Origin of the sequence: Rahnella aceris (assembly GCF_011684115.1) — a bacterium.
GTDB lineage: Bacteria > Pseudomonadota > Gammaproteobacteria > Enterobacterales > Enterobacteriaceae > Rahnella > Rahnella aceris.
The window spans coordinates 516,350-532,953 of the sequence record NZ_JAADJV010000003.1; the positions used below are offsets into that span (position 1 = coordinate 516,350).

A 16,604-nucleotide genomic window follows, 5' to 3' on the forward strand; every position below is an offset into this window, starting at 1 on the left:
TATGTTTACTTCAACAATCATTGAGGCCATCGGCTTAGTGCTGGAAAGTTCTCATCTCTCAGAACTGCATGCAGAAACACATCTGGAACGCGATTTAGGCTTTGAAAGCGGGCTGTATATTGAACTGATTATGTATCTGGAAGAGAAAGTCGACGGGCTGATCCTGGATCCGGCCACGTTGGAATTTGAGCATTTTGAAACCGTGGGCAGCTTATCGAGATTCATTCAACTGCAACTCGCGAACCGGGCTGCCTGAATGGAACAATGGGCAGAGGTTATCGCGATTTTCATGCGTTTCCGGCACCGGCCCGAACTTGCCTGGTGCCATGATACACACCGTCGCGATTATGCCACGCTGAGTCAGCGCGCAATGGATCTCGCCGTGCAGATCCGCCAGCATCAGACAGACACTGACCGCCATGTAAAACCGGTGCTGGTATACGGGCATAAGTCGTTCGATTTTATTGCCGCCTGGTGGGCATGCCTGCTCTGCGGCTGCCCGGTGGTGCCCGTTGAATCGGATAACAGCCCGGAACGGGTGGAGAAAATTGCGCTCACCCTCGGCGCAGGTCTGCTGCTGAATACGACGGCGACGCCGGTTCAGATGAACGCGGTCAGGGTACTCAACACGGCGGAAATTAACGGACCTGTCTGTACGGATGCCACACTGCATGCGCTGCTGAGTGAAAGCCGCCAGCGTTTGCAGGATGTCCCCGGCGAACCGCTGGCTTACATCATGTTTTCCTCCGGCACCACCGGCGAGCCGAAAGGGATCCAAATCACCCTGCGCAATATGGTGAATTTCATTCACTGGATCCGCGAAGATTTTCCACTGGACGGTGCCGTCACCGGCAATGTTCGCTACTGCTTTGATGTTTCCTTATTTGAAATCTGGTTAGCCTGGGTTTTCCTGCAACCGCTGTCGGTGCTCGATCACCGCGAACTCATCAGCACCCGCAAAATGATTGCACAGCATGCAGAAACCGGTGTTGTCTGCTGGGTATCCACGCCTTCGATTATCCGCCTTTATCTGCTGGACCCCACGTTCAGTGCCGCACAACTTCCCCTGCTCCGGCGGTTTATTTTTTGCGGTGAAACACTGACAAAAGACATCGTCACACAGCTATGGACACGATTTCCCGATGCCAGCGTGATAAACACCTATGGCCCGACGGAATGCACGGTTGCGGTGACCTCGGTGCTTATTACACCTGAAATGATCAGCGACCCGCTACCCTTGCCGATTGGCGCGGCCAGACCGGGCGCGGTACTCAGCCTGCACGGACAGGAAAGTGACAGCGGCCGGGGCGAGCTGTTAATCAGCGGCCCCTGCGTCGGGCCAGGCTACCTCAATGCACCGCTGAAACAGCAAACACAGTTTATCCGCCATGCCGGGCAAAATGCCTATCTGACCGGTGATATCGGCCAGGCGAAGGGAGATTGTTACTATTTTCTTGGCCGCGAAGACGGGGAAGTCAAAATCCAGGGACACCGCATCGATCTCTATGAAATTGAGCATTTCCTGCGTAGCCAGAATCTCGTGTCGGATGTCGTTGCAGTGCCTTTTCTACGCAAAGGCAATGCCGAGGCTATCCAGGCCTGCGTGATCCTCAATGATTCCTGCACGCTTTCAGCGCTGGGCCACGCGATGCAGGCGCATTTCCCGCCGTGGTCGATCCCCCGTTACTGGTATGCCATTCCTCATACTATTTTGAATCATAACGGAAAACTCGACCGCAGCGCGGCGCGTGATCTGGCACTGGATAAAGGGGAGAAATATGTTTTTATCGCAAATCAGACCGCTGTTTGACCGGCTTCGCAACCGCGATGACGCCATCGCGCTGATTAACCAGCAAGGCACCTACAGTTTTGCTGAACTGGGCGCACGGACGGCCGCCATCGCCCATTTTCTTACCCCTCTGGCGGGTCGCAATGTGCTGATCTACGGTCATAAACAACTCGATGCGGTCGCCGCTATTCTGGCCTGCATCAGTAAAGGCTGTTGTTTTACCTTTGTGGATCAGGCAAATCCGCCGTCCAGAATTGAAAAAATAGCCCGGATGACGCGCACGGAAGTGATCATCACCACCCTGCCGCACCCCCTCGCCGGGCTGGAACAATGGCCGCAGTGTGTCAGTGCTTCACTGGCAGACATTTCTCCTGCAACGCTGCCCGCTGAACCGTCATTCACCCAATCTCTTTTCTATATCCTTTCCACCTCGGGCAGCACCGGTGAGCCTAAAGGCGTTATGGTCAGTTATGACAATTTTGCCGCTTTCAGCGCGTGGTTCGCACCGCAAGTCACCGGCGGAACGGACAAGGGCTGCCATATTAATCACGCCTGTTTTTCTTTTGATATGGCGATCCTCGATCTCATTCCGGTTCTCAGCCGCGGGCAGACCGTGCTGATGCTGGATCATTGCAATAATGTTTTGCCCCGGCAAAACATCAGGCTGATGACAAGAGAGCCCGATGTGGCCGTCACCAGTTGGTTTTCAACACCCAGTTTTGCTGAACTCATGCTTAAAGACGCGCTGTTCAGCCACGTTAAGTTCCCCGCCCTGAAGCGTTTTTATATCGGCGGTGAACGGGTTGCGCCAGGTTTGATCACACAGTTACAGACGCGCTTTCCGGCGCTTGAAGTGATGCACGCTTATGGCCCGACCGAGACAACCTGCGTGACGCATACGCATCTTTTGTCCCAGCCGCTACACCATCAGGCAGGGTTATTGCCGCTGGGCAAGCCGCAAGGGCTGAACCGCATTCGCATCGTCGATGCGGCCGGTCATCCGGTTTCTGCCACAACGGTAGGTGAAGTCAGGCTTTACGGCCCTCAGGTTTCACAGGGCTATCTGCCGGAGGATCACCCCCGCAATCAGGCTTTTGCTGAGGATGAATGGGGTCGCTATTACGCCACGGGCGATCGCGGTTTTGTCGACGAAAATCAGTCACTGTTTATTTGCGGCAGAGATGACGGACAGTTTAAGTTGCATGGCAATCGCATTGAGCTGGCAGAAGTAGAATCCGCCGTGTGCCGAAATGCCAACGTGATCCAGTGCTGTCTGGTACCGCTCGAAGAACAGGGAAAAGTGACCGACCTGCAACTGTTTGTACAACTGCATGATGACAATGCGCTGCAGCGGCAAGCCTTACGCCATTTCTTGTCCGGGCAGCTACCGGGATACATGATCCCTAAACAACTGGTCTTTTGCCAACACTTCCCCCTGACATTGCATGGCAAAATAGACCGGCAGGAACTCGTCCGGCAATACGCGGTTTCTGACAGTTTTTAATCGACATCCTGCAATCACATATAAAAAATCCAGCGTAATTGCTGAGAAAATACCCGGCATCAATTTATCTTCATGATGATGAAGGCCATATAATTTTATGACGGGTTAACGGGGTTATCATGCGTTTCGATCATACCGGTTATGTCGTATCAGATACCGATGCAACCGTCGCGGCTATTAAACTCTTTTTCCCCGTGACCGTCAGGTATAAAGAACAGATTCATGCTCAGCGGGTGTTAATCACGTTGCTGTCCACGGCAGAGGGAAATAACCAGATCGAGCTGGTTGAACCATTGCCAGATAATATTCATCTGCAAAGCATGCTGGATAAATCAGGCAAGTCATCCCTGCCTTATCATATTTGTTTTGTTGTCGATGATTTTGACCAGCAATATCAAACCATGAAATCCGCAGGCTGGATGGTATTAACGCGCCCGTTTCATGCCTTTAATAATCATCACCGCGCCAGCCACCTTTATCATCCTGATGCCGGAATCATCGAAATCATGTCGGGGTCGCTATGAAATCATTTTACGATCACCCATCAGACGCGGATTTTTTCACGCCGGATGCCCAGGCGCAGGCGATTGCCGATAAGCTCCGCCAGATAACCTCGCCGGACGACACGCGGGCGGTCATCAGCCAGTGGTCGCAGGCTGCGGCGTTTAATCTCCTCGGCGTGCCCGCTGAATACCCGTCACACAAGCCACATCTTCAGGCTTATCAGCACATCCGTTTGACTGAGCGCTACCGGCTCTATGAAAAAGTGGCCTTTATCTCCCCGATACTCATGTTTTCGGCTCCCGGCCCCGGCATGGCGGCTTTTGCCGTCTCCGGGCTGGGGACAGAACAACAACAGGATGCTTTTTTTAGCCGCTTTCAGCAGACCTTAAGCTGGTCATGTTTTGCGATGACTGAACCGGCGCAGGGAAGCGATGCAGGTGCCATGGAAACCACGGCGTCGCCGGTTGACGGCGGGTATCTGCTCTGCGGGAGAAAAATGTTCATCGGCAACGGCATGATTGCCGATACCGGTGTGATATTTGCCCGCACAGCACCCGGACCTCTGGGTATTAATGCTTTTATTTTTAATCCGCAGTCAGCAGAAATTTCCCGCTACGCACTGGAATTAAACGGGTTGAAAGGCACTAACCTTGCGCACATGCAGTTTGATGATCTGTTTATCCCTGAAGCAGACATGTTGGGCAGGCATCTGAAGCCGACGGAGCGGTTTGCAAAATCCGCCATCGCCACATTCGATGCCCTGCGTCCTTGCGTCGGCGCGCTGGCGCTGGGTGTCGCGCGGCGCGCACTGCACGAATGGCAACATGAGCGGCGACTGACACCTTCGCAGTCTGCCTGGCTGTCGCAGATGGAACGCCGCTGGCTGGTGGTCTATCACCACGGGCTGCGGGTCTGCCAGCAAACCGAAGATAAGCTTGCGCCGGAAAATCATCCCGGAATGGTAAAAACCAGTTGCGTGATCCTGGCGGAAGAGCTGATTTGCGGACTGATTCACCGTACACCGGCCAGAGATATGCGTCTGCTAAACACACTATGGCAGGCCTTCCGGGATGTGAAAGCCTTTGAATACACTGAGGGAACGCGGCAGATCCACCGTTTAAATCAGGGGTTTTCCCGGCCGCAAGAGGTGAACACATGCCTGTAACCGTCACCTTGCTCGGTCAGGGCACGATAACGGTTCTCACCCGCAGCCAGGCCGTCACACCGGACAGCCGGCATTTCATTGCTTCAGAACTTTTGGCGACAGAACACAGGGCGGCGGGCAACTGGTATCATCACTGGCCTGAAGAGGATTGCGGAAACCGTCTGCATGCTAAAGCCCTGATCACGCTTTGCCAGCACCATGTTCTCTCCTCTACGGAGAGTCTGCTGGTCTACGATTCACGGTATCCGGCCGCACGCGGCGCCACCCCTTTACTGCAAAGTTTGCTGTGCCACTGCCCGGAATTTTCCGAAGCCTGGGGGATTTGCAGTGGCCGTTTTGATCCCGGTGAGGCGTACAGGCTGGCTCAGACCCTGATGCAGGAGGAATGCCGCTTACTTTATCTCTACGACCCGATACAAAGGCTGAGTCAGGATCCCACGCCTCAGGAGTCAGAATTGCACTATCTGATTTTCTCGGCACGGATGTTGAGAAAGTAATGGATAATTTGCTGGTTTCGCTGACAGATAAGCTGTCAACCCCGGCTGTTTTTCCGATGCGACCTTCAGAGGTGCAGCAGCTCGCGCTAATGAGAACGGAAACAGTGCATTGCGGGCCATATCGCAGCCGGGTGCTGATCAGTCAAGGTCCGATGCAGGCGGCAAAAAAAGCGCTTGTGTTACATGGCTGGGGCGGTCATCCCCTGATGCTGGCGCAGGCTAAAGATATTCTGCTGGCGCAGGGATATGAAGTGTATCTGCCGTTTTTACTCGGACATGATCCGCAAACGCCAGCCCCCTGTGATTTTCCCGCACAGTGCCAGTTACTGCTCACCCTGCAAAATACCTTTGGTGCTTTCGACACCGTCGTTGCCCATTCTGCTGGCGGGCTGATCACCGCCTTGTCGGCATCTCTCGGCTTTCGCTTCAGCCGGCTGGTGCTGATGTCAGTTCCGGCCTCGTTTACCAGCCTGTTGCAACACTATCTGCGGCAAAATCATCTGCCTGAATCTTATCTTGCCCCGCTGTGCGCGTGGTATCAGGCCCGCTTCCCGGCACCGGAGATGCCCGCAACGGACTCGCTTTTTGCGCTGGGCGACATCCCTGCACTGATACTTCAGGGTCAGCAGGACACCAGAATCAATCCGGCCGATGCGTGGAAAATTCACCGTCAGTTACCCGGCAGCCAACTGGCATTGATAGAGCATACCGGCCATCTGGGTGTGCTGACTCATCAACGGACACACTACGAATTAAACGCCTTTCTCCGTACGGCAAACGCTGATCCTGAAAAAAGGAGCCACTATGTTGGGTCACATTGAATCCCTGACGGTCTACATTCCTGAACAACGGAAATCACTGGCGGAAGTCGCGCCCGCGCTGCAACTGAGTCCGCTGGATATCAGAATGTTTTCCCGCTTTTACGGGCTGGCAAATTTCCCACGCCAGCCGGGTTCACTTGATGATCTGTTGCGCCCGTTGTTAAAGCAGTTCACCGACCATCACGCTGATTGGCTCCCCCGCATTAAACATGTGGTGCATGCCCATACGCTGCCCGGCATTCGCCCTTTCGACCTGTCGGGCAAAGCCCTGCTCGACGAGGCCGGATTTGCTGACGACACCCATTACACCTCGCTGACGATGGGGCATTGTTCGACGTCATTGTCAGCCGTGGAATATGTTTGCAGCCGGATTAAAACGGGGGAATATGCTTTGTTGCTGGTCGGCGAAAAGGCCTTTCACCCCAAAGTCGAACTGATCGACGATACCACCATTATGGGCGAAGCGGCCTGCGCCGTTCTGCTCAGTCGCGCCGGGGAACGCTGCAAAGTGACCGCCAGATACAGCATGCAGGCGGGAGAATTCAGTCAGCATCGCGGAAATGAATCAGGTAAGGAATCACGCTTCGCCAGCGTTTATTTTTCTTTTATCGCCACCGCGATGCGCAATGCTCTGGAACATTTCGGGCATACTGCCGGTTCACTTGACTGGATTGCACCGCATAATGTGAATTTATCGTCATGGCAGAAACTTGCTGACGAACTGAATATTCCGCGGCAAACACTATTTCTCGAAAACGTGCCACGTTATGGTCATTGTTTCGGCGCAGATCCTTATCTGAATTTGGCGACATTGATCCGTCAGAAAAGATTATCGCCCGGCAATCATGTGATGCTGGTGAGCGTAGGAATGGGCGCGACCTTCTCTTCATTGCTGCTGGTATTATCAGCCGGTAATGAAATTCCGGTATTTTGCAATTTGGAGCAATTTCCAGATATTAAGCAGGATTAAGTTAATACGCACTTGTTCTTTATGTGATGTGTTAACTCCTCATGGCTGATATTACCCGATACTACCCGCAGCTGAATGAACTCCAGGCACTGCTCACCACGGCTGGCAAAATTTCGGAATATAAACCGGATCAGGCGCTGGCCTGTTTTGATCATCCCGAACTGATGAGCATTGCCTGTATCGGCATTCCCTCCCGTTTTAATCCCTGGGAAACGGCGGCCTTCTCTGACGTTGATTACTCACATCACTTACAGATCATCGAATATCTGAGCCGGGCAGATGCCAGCGCGATGATGATGTTGCCCGGTGCATCCCTTAGCACCCGCGCTATTTTGACGCTCGGCACTGAGCGGCAACAGGCACGGTTTTTCGCCTGCTTTGAACACAGCCCTGCCTGGACATTTTTTGCCGTCACCGAGCCGGGGTTTGGCTCCGACGCCACGGCAATTGCCTGCGAACTCACGCAAAACAGTCAGGGATGGTGGCTGAACGGGCAAAAGATGCTGGTCGGCGGCGCGATGCGCGCCAGCGCGGGCCTGGTATTTGCCCGTTATGAACAGACCCACCGGCTGGTGATGGTGTTTCCCGAAGGCAGAACCGGACCTTTGCAGCGTGAACTGCTCGATACCTTCGGGTTAGCGGGTGCAGCACTGACACGTCTGACGATGACCAATCTGAGTGTCAAAGAAGACGATATTTTAGGGCATGAACGCCGGGGATTGCAGCAGGGGCTTAATGCGCTGAGCAAGGTCTTTGAGCGCCACCGTCCCATGGTGGCGGCTATGGCGCTGGGCACCACTTACGGTCTGCTGAAAGCGCTGGAAACCCGACCATTACCCGCGACTGCGCAACATTGGATCGCCTGCCAGTGGCGTAAATATCATGTTCTCTTTGAGCAGATGCTCGCACTGGCAGAAGGCTATCGTACGGGTCAGCAGCAATATGCCAGCACCAGCCGCCTCAAATTAAGCGCTACCCGTCTGGCCGAAGAGACGGCGAGCCATCTGCCCCACTGGCTCGCCACCGAAGACTGGCTGGAAGAGACTTTCCTGCGCAAGCGCTACCGCGACAGCTTTGCTTTTGAATACATGGAAGGCACCAGCAATATCCACTTACTTAACAGCTTCCGCACACCTGAAATTCAGGGAGATCAACGCCATGCTGTACCTTGATCCCGCCGATATTGTCAGCCAGTCGTTTCATCACACCGAAGTCCCTCAACCGGAGTGGGAAACGGATATTCCGCACTGGCGTTCGTATGTTCAGCATTTTTTCGCCGCTAACGGTGAGCCGCTCAGTCAGGAAAACGAGCAGGTTAACACCTGGATCACCAGCAATGAACGGGCGGCCTTCAGCGATATGGTCGCTACGTTGCTGCCACATCTTGCCCCGGTCGTTCAGCCGCAGCGGGTGAAAACGGTGCTGATGGCGCACTGGACGCCTGACCTGCACATGGGGAGTTCTGTGGTGAATTTAGCCATACATCAGCTTGGCCTCACCGACTGTCTGGCGCTGGCAATCAGCGATCGCGGGCCGGATGCGGCGTTGTTCGCCCTTGATGGCCTCAGCGACTGCCTGCAAGGGAAAGCGGAAGACGGATTGTTACTGATCGCCGAACAAAAAAGCCTGATGTACTTTTCACCGCTGATGGCGCGCCTGCAACCGGAAAACAATGCCTGCCTCTGTCTGGTCAATACGCAACAGCGCGGATTACGTTATCTGGGGTATCAGCGTCTGAAAACGTCCGCAGATTTTAGCGAGGCCATCTTGCAGTCCGTTGAGCATTTCGGTTTTACCCGCGAACGGTTAACGCTGATCGGCCCTCAAAATTGTCTCGCCAGTTTACCGGAAGGCTTTACGTCACTGGCGGTCAATCCCTGCTTACTTTGCGCGGCGCCTTTTGTCGCCCTGCGTCAAAACTGGCAGCCCGGACGTGATTATCTGCTGATGAGTGAACACAACGGACGGATAAGCCTGTGCGGTCTGGCGGCAGCAGAGAACCTGAGATGAATATTTTTGCGCTGAAAACCTGTATTCCTGTCACACGGATATCGCTTGACGCGATCCTCGCCCATCGCGGCGCGAACCCCAGCGAAGCCCGGACCTTCCGGCATCTTTTCGGTTTTCAGGAAGCATCAACGCTGGCTGAAGACGAAAGTGCCGCCGCGACGTTTGAATCGCTGTTGCAGCAAACCGCCGTACAGTTAACGCAGGCTGAAAAAATCGATGCGATTATTTTGGTTCAGGGATTGCCCGCCCGTTCACGACGGCAACGGGTTGATTTAGCGTTGCTGCGGCAACGTTTTGATTTTATTGCCCCTGACGCACATCTCATCACCCTTAATCAGCAAAACTGCGCCACGTTATTCTGGGGTCTGCTGATGGCTGAGCGCATGCTTGAGCAGGGAAAATATCAGTGTGTGGCTCTGCTGGCAGGCGACACGCTGGCAGATTTCAGCCTGGCAGAGCGCTATGTTCCCGGCTGCACATTAATCGGTGATGCCTTTGCATGTGCCTTACTGAGACCGGGCGGCGGTGAGCGCAGGGTGTCCGGCATTCACTGTTTTCATCATCCCGCATTCTGGCAGGGCCTCGACGGCAGCCGGGAAGATATTAAGCGTTTTTATCAGTCTCATGACGCTCTGATCGACATGGCGCTGCGTCAGTATCCGGCTGAACAGCGGAAGGACGCATGGTTACTGCCTCACAACATTAACCGCCTGAGCTGGCAAACCTGGCGGCGGCATCCTGATCGCGCCCATCAGCGGATCGCCACCGATCTCATCGGGCAATGCGGACATTGTTACACCACCGATCCTCTCTTACTGCTCGATACCCACCCGCCAGCCGAAACCGGCCAGCCAGCCATTTTACTTTCTGTCGGGCTCGGCGGTTGGGTGGGCAGCGCCATGATCACTTCAGACACATTTGCGGAGCCTCAGGATGCCCGATAACGCGCAAGCCATCCCTTTTTTCACCCCGCCTTCCTCGCAGTTTGCCCGGCTCGGTTTTCTTAAAATCGCCGAAATGGCCTGTCGTCAGCACGGAGATAAAGTCTGGATTGGTGAAAAAGACAATGCGGTGCTGCTGCTTGCCGGCGCCCGCCATGTCCGGTTGCTGATTGAGCAGGAAAGCCAGTTCGTGAAGGAATTTGAACATCTTTCCTCAGCCTCAACTATCGGACGCATCTTGCTGGGCCAGTCACTGACGACATCCAAAGAAGGCGAGGAATGGCGGCTGGCGAGGAAACTCACCACACCGCTGGTGAACCCTAAATCCCCGTTGCTGAAACAAAGCACCGACCTCTCCGCCCGCTGGCTGCTGGATATTCTGCAGGATCCGCAGCAGACTTCATTGCGTGAAATCTGCCTGCACTGGGCGCTGATGTGTGTGGCGGAAGGATTTTTTGGCCGGGAGATCAGTCTGGCCCAGCTGAATACGCTGATTGGCCATTTCCGTGATATCTATCTGCAACTGATTATCGCCGCACCGGACGCGGATTATGAGGCACTGTGCAGGCATCCGGCACTGGTCGCCTTCCGGCTGGAGGCTGAGTCCCTGCTTGGCCCGTTGCTGGATGACGCCAGGGGCGGCAATACCACGATGCTGGAACGTCTTTGTCAGGCGCTCAGTCCCGGCGCGCACCCCGAAGCGCGTGAGAGAGTGATCAATCTTCTGCTGGGCAATCTTGCCGCCAGCGTCGATAACACGGGTATTGCCTTGCTATGGACGCTGACACATCTTTCGCAGCATCTGAACTATCAGCACTGCGTACGTGAGGAAGCGGCTCAGGGCAAACGAAACATGGCCTCAGCCATTGTCCGGGAATCGCTCCGTCTGACGCCGGTGACAGCGTTTTTTGAGCGCCGGGTGGCAGAAAATATCGTGGTGGATGACGTGGTGATTACGGCGGGCACGCGGGTTTTATTTTCCCCCTGGCTGATTCACCGTCATGCCGCCTGCTGGGCAGAACCGCTTTGCTTCAGGCCGGAACGGTTTCTGGGTGAAGAGAAAATTGCGCCGGAGCATTTTTTACCCTTTAGCGTCGGAAAACGAAACTGTGTGGGCATGACTCTGGCTCTCGACCAGCTGACCACGGCGGTTGCGACACTGTGCGAACATTTTCAGTTTTCGCTCGCCCCTTCGACGTCACCTGCCGCCCTCACCCCGCTTTTTGCGCTTAATGTCATCCCGCGCGGTGACCTGTCTTTCATTCTCACGTCCACAAACAAGGCTGAACAGCATGACCACATCCCGTGAGATCCCGGCGCTGAGCCTGTTCTGCTTCGCCGATGTGGCCAGAGACAACTTCGCTGATAAATATGAACAATTATTAAGTACCGCACGGCTGGCAGATACGCTGAATTTTCATGCTATCTGGACGCCCGAGCGGCATTTCCATACCTTTGGCGGCATGTTTGCTAATCCTTCGGTGGTCAGCGCGGCGCTGGCGGCCTGCACGCAACGTATCGGTATCCGGGCAGGCAGCGTGGTGCTGCCGTTACATGATCCTCTGCGGGTTGCCGAAGAATGGGCCATCGTCGATAACCTGTCTCATGGCCGCGCTGGCGTGGCGTTTGCCAGCGGCTGGCAGCGTAATGATTTTGTGCTCAGGGCTGAGAATTACCGCCAGAGACAACAGGTTCTTTTTTCCTCACTGGCGCAGGTTCAGGCGCTGTGGCGCGGTGAATCCGTCACACGCCACGAGCTTTCGCTGCCTGCGCAACCCGAACCGGTCAGCCTGAAAACCTGGCCTGCACCTTTTCAGACGGAGATCCCCGTCTGGCTGACCACCGGCAGTAATCCCGATTTATTTACTGAGGCCGGAAAACGCGGGCTGAATGTGCTCACCCATCTGGTTTCGCAGACCCGCGAGCAACTGGTGGAAAACTGCGCGGCGTATCGCCTCGCACGCCGTCAGGCGGGTTTTGATCCCGCAGAAGGCACCATCACATTAATGCTGCACACGCAGGCCGGAGCAGCACGAAAAACGCTGTTGCCACGGCTTAAACCGGCACTTACCGGTTATCTGCAGGCATTTATGGCGCTTTCCGACAATCTCAGTCAACCACGGGTCGCCGATGCGGAGCAAAATGAGAAGAAGCAAGCCTACACACTGAAATGGGGAGTGGAGAAATATCTCAACCACTGCGGTTTATTTGGCTCTGCACAAGAATGCGCAGATCAGCTTGCCCGTCTCAGGCAGGAAGGAATCGATGAAGTTGCGTGCCTGATGGATTTTGGAATGCCTCAATCAAGTGTGGAAGAAACGCTTCGGACACTTGCTACATTGTTATGAAATCAAGGAACTATGATGAAAAAAATCACCCTGGCGCTTACCCTGCTCGCCTGTGTCACCAGCACTTCTGCCCTCGCCGCAGAAAAAACATTCCCCCTGGAAGCCTTTAGCGCAGTAGAAGCCAGACAGGGCATTAATCTCACCATTAAGTGTGCCGCAACGCCGTCTATGGTGGTCTCCGGTTCGCAAGACACGCTGAATAAATTGAAAGTCACCCATGACAATCACGCTTTACTGCTGGTCAATGATGCCGCTGAAAATGATCGCTTTATCTCGCACACGCTGGATATCACCCTGTATACCAGCGGCCCGCTGAACAGTCTGGCCGGAAAAGCGGGTGTTAAAATAGCCGCACCGGCCTGTGCGGTGGATCCGAAAACACTGGCCGTTTCCGGCAGTATGGGCACGGATATCCGCGCTGAAGGCAAAACGGCTGAACTGAATCTGGATCTGGCCATGGGCGGGAGTTTTAACAAGAAGCCTCAGAATTTTACGGCGGAATCGGCTAACGTGCGCATGAGCATGGGCGCGGAATCCTCACTGTGTCATATCCCCAAAATTCAGGGCACGCTTGCGGCAGGCGCTCGTGTTTCCGTCAGCGCCTCTGCTCAGGTGGATACCGGTTCTGCCAGCTCATTTGCCAGCGAGATTTCCACTTCTGGCTGTGCTTAACGCGCCTGATTAACTGTCCGCCTGAAAAATACAGACCTGCCATCTGACCGGCAGGTCTTTCAGCGGAGCACAGGCGCCATACGCCAGACAATACACCCCGTCGTTTTCAATCAGCCGGTGATGTAACAGGCCGATCTCTTCTTTACGCTCATCGAATACGTGCGCGATGCCACTGTGCTGCGGGATGGCACAAAAACCGGCGAGCGACTGCGTAAGGCCGGTTCCCCTGACTTTGAGCCACGCTTCCTTCACACTCCACAGTCGGGTAAAACGCAACAGGTAATGCGCCTCATCTTCTGCCAGCCAGTGCTGTTCATCAGGGTTGAAAAACCGGCGGGCGATGGCTTTTTTCGCCTCAACGTTTCCGCTGACTTTTTCCAAATCCACCCCGACCTCTGCCCCGCGACACAGCACAATCGCCGCCGAAGTTCCGCTGTGGGATAAGTTGAAGCACAATCCCGGGAAATCAGGGAGCCAGGGTTTACCCTGAGGCGTTCTTGCGATACTTAACTGTTCATCGGTCACCGATAAGTAGCCCGACAATACCTGACGCAGCCAGCACTGCGCCTGCTGTCGCAGCAGTTGCCCTGACAGCGACGCCTCAAAGTGACGGAGCAGGCAAAGCCCCTCTCCTGCCTTCAGTTCACGCAGGGGATCACAGTGGGAGATTGAGGGTAACGCGGCAACCGGTTCGATCATGGCGATTCTCCAGAGACAGATACCCGCCATGACTTTCAGCGATTTGCCGGCACAAAATCAGCCCGATGCCACTGCCATTGGGTTTGGTGGTATAGAAAGGAACAAACAGATTTTTGGGATTGGTCAGCCCGACACCCTGGTCAAGAATGGTCACAAACAGACAGCCTTTTTCTTCTGACCATTCAATACACACCGGCGCCGTGGTATCGCTCATCGCCTCATCGGCATTCTTAATCAGGTTGATAAGCAACTGATGGAGTTGCACCCGGTCGACATTTACACTCAGCGGCGCCGGGCCTTTCAGGGTAATTTTACGGTGCGCAAACAACAGCGGCAGCTCCGCAATCAGGGCGGCAAAATCAAGCGGTGCTTTGACGGGGGGGGCGAGTTTACTGAGCTGGCGGTAACTGCTGATAAAAGCGATAAGTTCTTTGGCCCGGCGGTTGATCAGATCGATGCCTTCCGCAAAGCCCTCCGGCAGGTTTTCTGTATGGCGGCGATAATGCTGCTGGAGCATCTGGCTGATGGAGGCAATCGGGCTAAGAGAATTGTTTATTTCATGACTGATCACCCGCAGCAGGTTTTGCCAGGCTTTTTGTTCTTCCTTACGCAGCATGTCGTCAACATCACTGACAAACAGCAATACGTTTTGGATCCCGTCCACCATATAGGTGTCACTGGACACTTTATAACGCCCCGGACGCCCTGCATGACTGGACTCCACCGGATGCTCCCGGTTGGCATTTTGCAACAACGTATCAAGTTGCCAGTGACTGCATTTTTCGCCAATCAGCTTTTCCAGCGATGTGCCCAGCATCCGCGAGGCCGCATCATTACACCACATCAGCCGGTTATTGCCGTCAATCGCGAAAATCGCCACCGTGATATTAGAAATCACTTTTTGCAGCAGAAAATCCATTTCTCTTTGCTGCTGGCGGTGGCGGGATAACTGACCCGAAATGGCGTTGATCTGTTCAATGACCCCTTCAAACACCCCTTCCCCGCTGGTCACACCGCGAAGGCTAAAATCTTCCTGCTCAACGGCTTCTAACAGGTTAGAAATCACATTGATTTTGTAGAGAAGTTGCTGGAAAAAGTGATAGGAAAAATACACTAACGTGACGCACAGAATAAAGAGCGTGAGAAATTTCAGGTAGAGAGACTGCTGTGGGAAAAACCACAGCAGCAGATAGGCAACAACGCCCCCCAGCGGGGACAAACTGCACAGTATTAAATGACGTGACTCAAAGGATCGAAAAAGTTTACTCATGACAGATTTTTAATTTATCCAGTCGTCGGTAAAAAGCGCTGCGACTCAGCCCTAACGATTCTGCCGCTTTCACTGCATTCCCGTCATAGTGACGCAGGCGCTGTAAGAGCACAGTTTCTTCCACTTCTGCCAGCGTGCCCGTCTCAAGTTGCGTCACCGGTTTTTGCTGTGGCTCATGACCGCTGTTTTGCCCCTTCACAGGCAGCGGCAGGCAAAGATCTGCCAGGTCGATCGTATTATTGCGGCAAAGCAATACGCCGCGTTCCAGCAAATGGCTCAGTTCGCGGATATTCCCCGGCCATGAATATTCATGCAGCCCCTGTCGCGCCATCGCCGATAATACCGGTTTAGGTTTACTGTATTTGCGGGCAAAACGTTGCAGGAAACGTTCAGCCAGCGGCTCAATATCTTCCTGCCGTTCACGTAGCGGCGGTAACGGAATTTGAATAACATTCAGCCGGTAGAGTAAATCCTGCCGGAACCGCCCTTCAGTCACGGCTTTTTCAAGATCCGTGTTGGTGGCCGCAATGATGCGGCACTGTGTGGTTTGCGTCCGTGATGAACCCACGCGTTCGAACTGCCGTTCTTCCAGGACACGCAGTAATTTTACCTGCTGGGACAAGGGCAAATTGCCAATTTCATCGAGGAATAATGTGCCTTTATCGGCCAGTTCAAAGCGTCCGATGCGATTTTCCCGCGCATCGGTAAACGCGCCTTTTACGTGCCCGAACATTTCACTTTCAAACAACTGCTCATTGATGCACCCCATGTTGACTTCAACAATGCTGTGCTCACGGCGGGATGAGAGCTGATGGATATAGCGGGCGAGCAGGCTTTTGCCGGTGCCATTTTCACCCAGAATCAGGATGCTGGTATCCGTGGCAGCCACGGTTTCCACCACGTTGATTAACTGCTTCATGGCCTGAGAGCGGACAACCCATTCATTGCCCATGTCATCTTCAAGCGCCATTTTCAGCAGCTTGTTTTCTTCTCGCAGGCAATTCCCGGAGCGTCTCGCCTGGCTCAGTGCAATCTGTTGCTGAACAATGCTTAACAGGCGTTCGTTATCCCAGGGTTTTTGAATAAAATCCGCCGCACCGGCCCGCATGGCGCTGACGATGATGTCCACACTTCCCCATCCCGTCATGGCCACGGCGGGCAGACAGTCATCAAATTTTTTTAACTCATCCAGCAGTTGCAAACCTTCCAGACCCGACGTGGTGTCTTTCTGGAAGTTCATGTCCATCAGTACCAGATCAAAGGGCTTTGCGGACAAATGTGACAATAAACGGTTGGCCTGCGTTTCCAGCGTCACGTCATACCCTTCCATACGGAGCAGCATGTCGAGGCTGGTCAGAATGCCCGCGTCATCATCAATGACAAGAATACGTTTTTTTTCGTTCATTAAAGCATC

The 16,604-nt window shown here is 54.2% G+C and carries 17 protein-coding genes; 14 read left to right on the plus strand and 3 right to left on the minus strand.

Annotation, left to right across the window (positions count from 1 at the left end; translation table 11 throughout):
- Nucleotide 1 precedes the first annotated feature (1 nt).
- The 14 genes from GW591_RS17950 to GW591_RS18015 all read left to right on the plus strand — a co-directional run bounded on the left by GW591_RS17950 (nt 2) and on the right by GW591_RS18015 (nt 13,221).
- On the plus strand, nt 2-256 hold the full coding sequence (locus tag GW591_RS17950; RefSeq protein ID WP_013577945.1) for a phosphopantetheine-binding protein: 255 nt from the start codon (nt 2-4) through the stop codon (nt 254-256).
- Nucleotides 257-1,810, plus strand: coding sequence for an AMP-binding protein (locus GW591_RS17955; protein WP_121019840.1), 1,554 nt, complete (start codon nt 257-259; stop codon nt 1,808-1,810).
- Complete coding sequence (locus GW591_RS17960) at nt 1,779-3,293, plus strand: AMP-binding protein (RefSeq protein ID WP_119262392.1); 1,515 nt, start codon at nt 1,779-1,781, stop codon at nt 3,291-3,293. Before GW591_RS17955 ends, GW591_RS17960 begins: the two co-directional genes overlap by 32 nt.
- A 119-nt stretch (nt 3,294-3,412) precedes the next feature.
- Nucleotides 3,413-3,817: a VOC family protein gene (locus GW591_RS17965; protein WP_013577948.1), complete on the plus strand. Its 405-nt coding sequence runs from the start codon at nt 3,413-3,415 to the stop codon at nt 3,815-3,817.
- On the plus strand, nt 3,814-4,962 hold the full coding sequence (locus GW591_RS17970; RefSeq protein WP_112151497.1) for an acyl-CoA dehydrogenase family protein: 1,149 nt from the start codon (nt 3,814-3,816) through the stop codon (nt 4,960-4,962). Before GW591_RS17965 ends, GW591_RS17970 begins: the two co-directional genes overlap by 4 nt.
- Nucleotides 4,953-5,459, plus strand: a complete 507-nt coding sequence (locus GW591_RS17975) for a hypothetical protein (protein ID WP_119262390.1) — start codon at nt 4,953-4,955, stop codon at nt 5,457-5,459. Before GW591_RS17970 ends, GW591_RS17975 begins: the two co-directional genes overlap by 10 nt.
- Nucleotides 5,460-5,548: 89 nt before the next feature.
- On the plus strand, nt 5,549-6,280 hold the full coding sequence (locus GW591_RS17980; protein WP_225444953.1) for an alpha/beta fold hydrolase: 732 nt from the start codon (nt 5,549-5,551) through the stop codon (nt 6,278-6,280).
- On the plus strand, nt 6,264-7,250 hold the full coding sequence (locus tag GW591_RS17985) for a 3-oxoacyl-[acyl-carrier-protein] synthase III C-terminal domain-containing protein (RefSeq protein ID WP_013577952.1): 987 nt from the start codon (nt 6,264-6,266) through the stop codon (nt 7,248-7,250). The genes GW591_RS17980 and GW591_RS17985 overlap by 17 nt, the downstream gene beginning before the upstream one ends.
- Nucleotides 7,251-7,291: 41 nt before the next feature.
- Nucleotides 7,292-8,422, plus strand: coding sequence for an acyl-CoA dehydrogenase family protein (locus tag GW591_RS17990; protein WP_121019841.1), 1,131 nt, complete (start codon nt 7,292-7,294; stop codon nt 8,420-8,422).
- The gene (locus tag GW591_RS17995; protein ID WP_037033167.1) at nt 8,409-9,260 is read left to right on the plus strand and encodes a hypothetical protein; all 852 of its coding nucleotides are present in this window, start codon (nt 8,409-8,411) and stop codon (nt 9,258-9,260) included. Before GW591_RS17990 ends, GW591_RS17995 begins: the two co-directional genes overlap by 14 nt.
- The gene (locus tag GW591_RS18000; protein WP_121019842.1) at nt 9,257-10,204 is read left to right on the plus strand and encodes a beta-ketoacyl-[acyl-carrier-protein] synthase family protein; all 948 of its coding nucleotides are present in this window, start codon (nt 9,257-9,259) and stop codon (nt 10,202-10,204) included. Before GW591_RS17995 ends, GW591_RS18000 begins: the two co-directional genes overlap by 4 nt.
- Nucleotides 10,194-11,510 (plus strand): cytochrome P450, encoded by a 1,317-nt coding sequence (locus GW591_RS18005; protein ID WP_121019843.1) that lies wholly within the window; start codon nt 10,194-10,196, stop codon nt 11,508-11,510. Before GW591_RS18000 ends, GW591_RS18005 begins: the two co-directional genes overlap by 11 nt.
- Complete coding sequence (locus tag GW591_RS18010) at nt 11,494-12,549, plus strand: MupA/Atu3671 family FMN-dependent luciferase-like monooxygenase (RefSeq protein WP_112151491.1); 1,056 nt, start codon at nt 11,494-11,496, stop codon at nt 12,547-12,549. Before GW591_RS18005 ends, GW591_RS18010 begins: the two co-directional genes overlap by 17 nt.
- A 15-nt stretch (nt 12,550-12,564) precedes the next feature.
- Nucleotides 12,565-13,221, plus strand: a complete 657-nt coding sequence (locus GW591_RS18015; protein ID WP_013577958.1) for a GIN domain-containing protein — start codon at nt 12,565-12,567, stop codon at nt 13,219-13,221.
- Between the two features lie 9 nt (nt 13,222-13,230).
- Here the strand turns inward: GW591_RS18015 and GW591_RS18020 are convergent, their stop codons facing one another.
- The 3 genes from GW591_RS18020 to GW591_RS18030 are packed head-to-tail and all read right to left on the minus strand — an operon-like array spanning nt 13,231 to nt 16,595.
- Nucleotides 13,231-13,920: a 4'-phosphopantetheinyl transferase family protein gene (locus GW591_RS18020; RefSeq protein WP_121019844.1), complete on the minus strand. Its 690-nt coding sequence runs from the start codon at nt 13,918-13,920 to the stop codon at nt 13,231-13,233.
- Entirely contained in the window at nt 13,877-15,190 is a 1,314-nt protein-coding gene (locus tag GW591_RS18025) for a sensor histidine kinase (protein ID WP_119262382.1), read from the minus strand. Before GW591_RS18025 ends, GW591_RS18020 begins: the two co-directional genes overlap by 44 nt.
- Entirely contained in the window at nt 15,183-16,595 is a 1,413-nt protein-coding gene (locus tag GW591_RS18030; RefSeq protein WP_013577961.1) for a sigma-54-dependent transcriptional regulator, read from the minus strand. Before GW591_RS18030 ends, GW591_RS18025 begins: the two co-directional genes overlap by 8 nt.
- Nucleotides 16,596-16,604 lie beyond the last annotated feature (9 nt).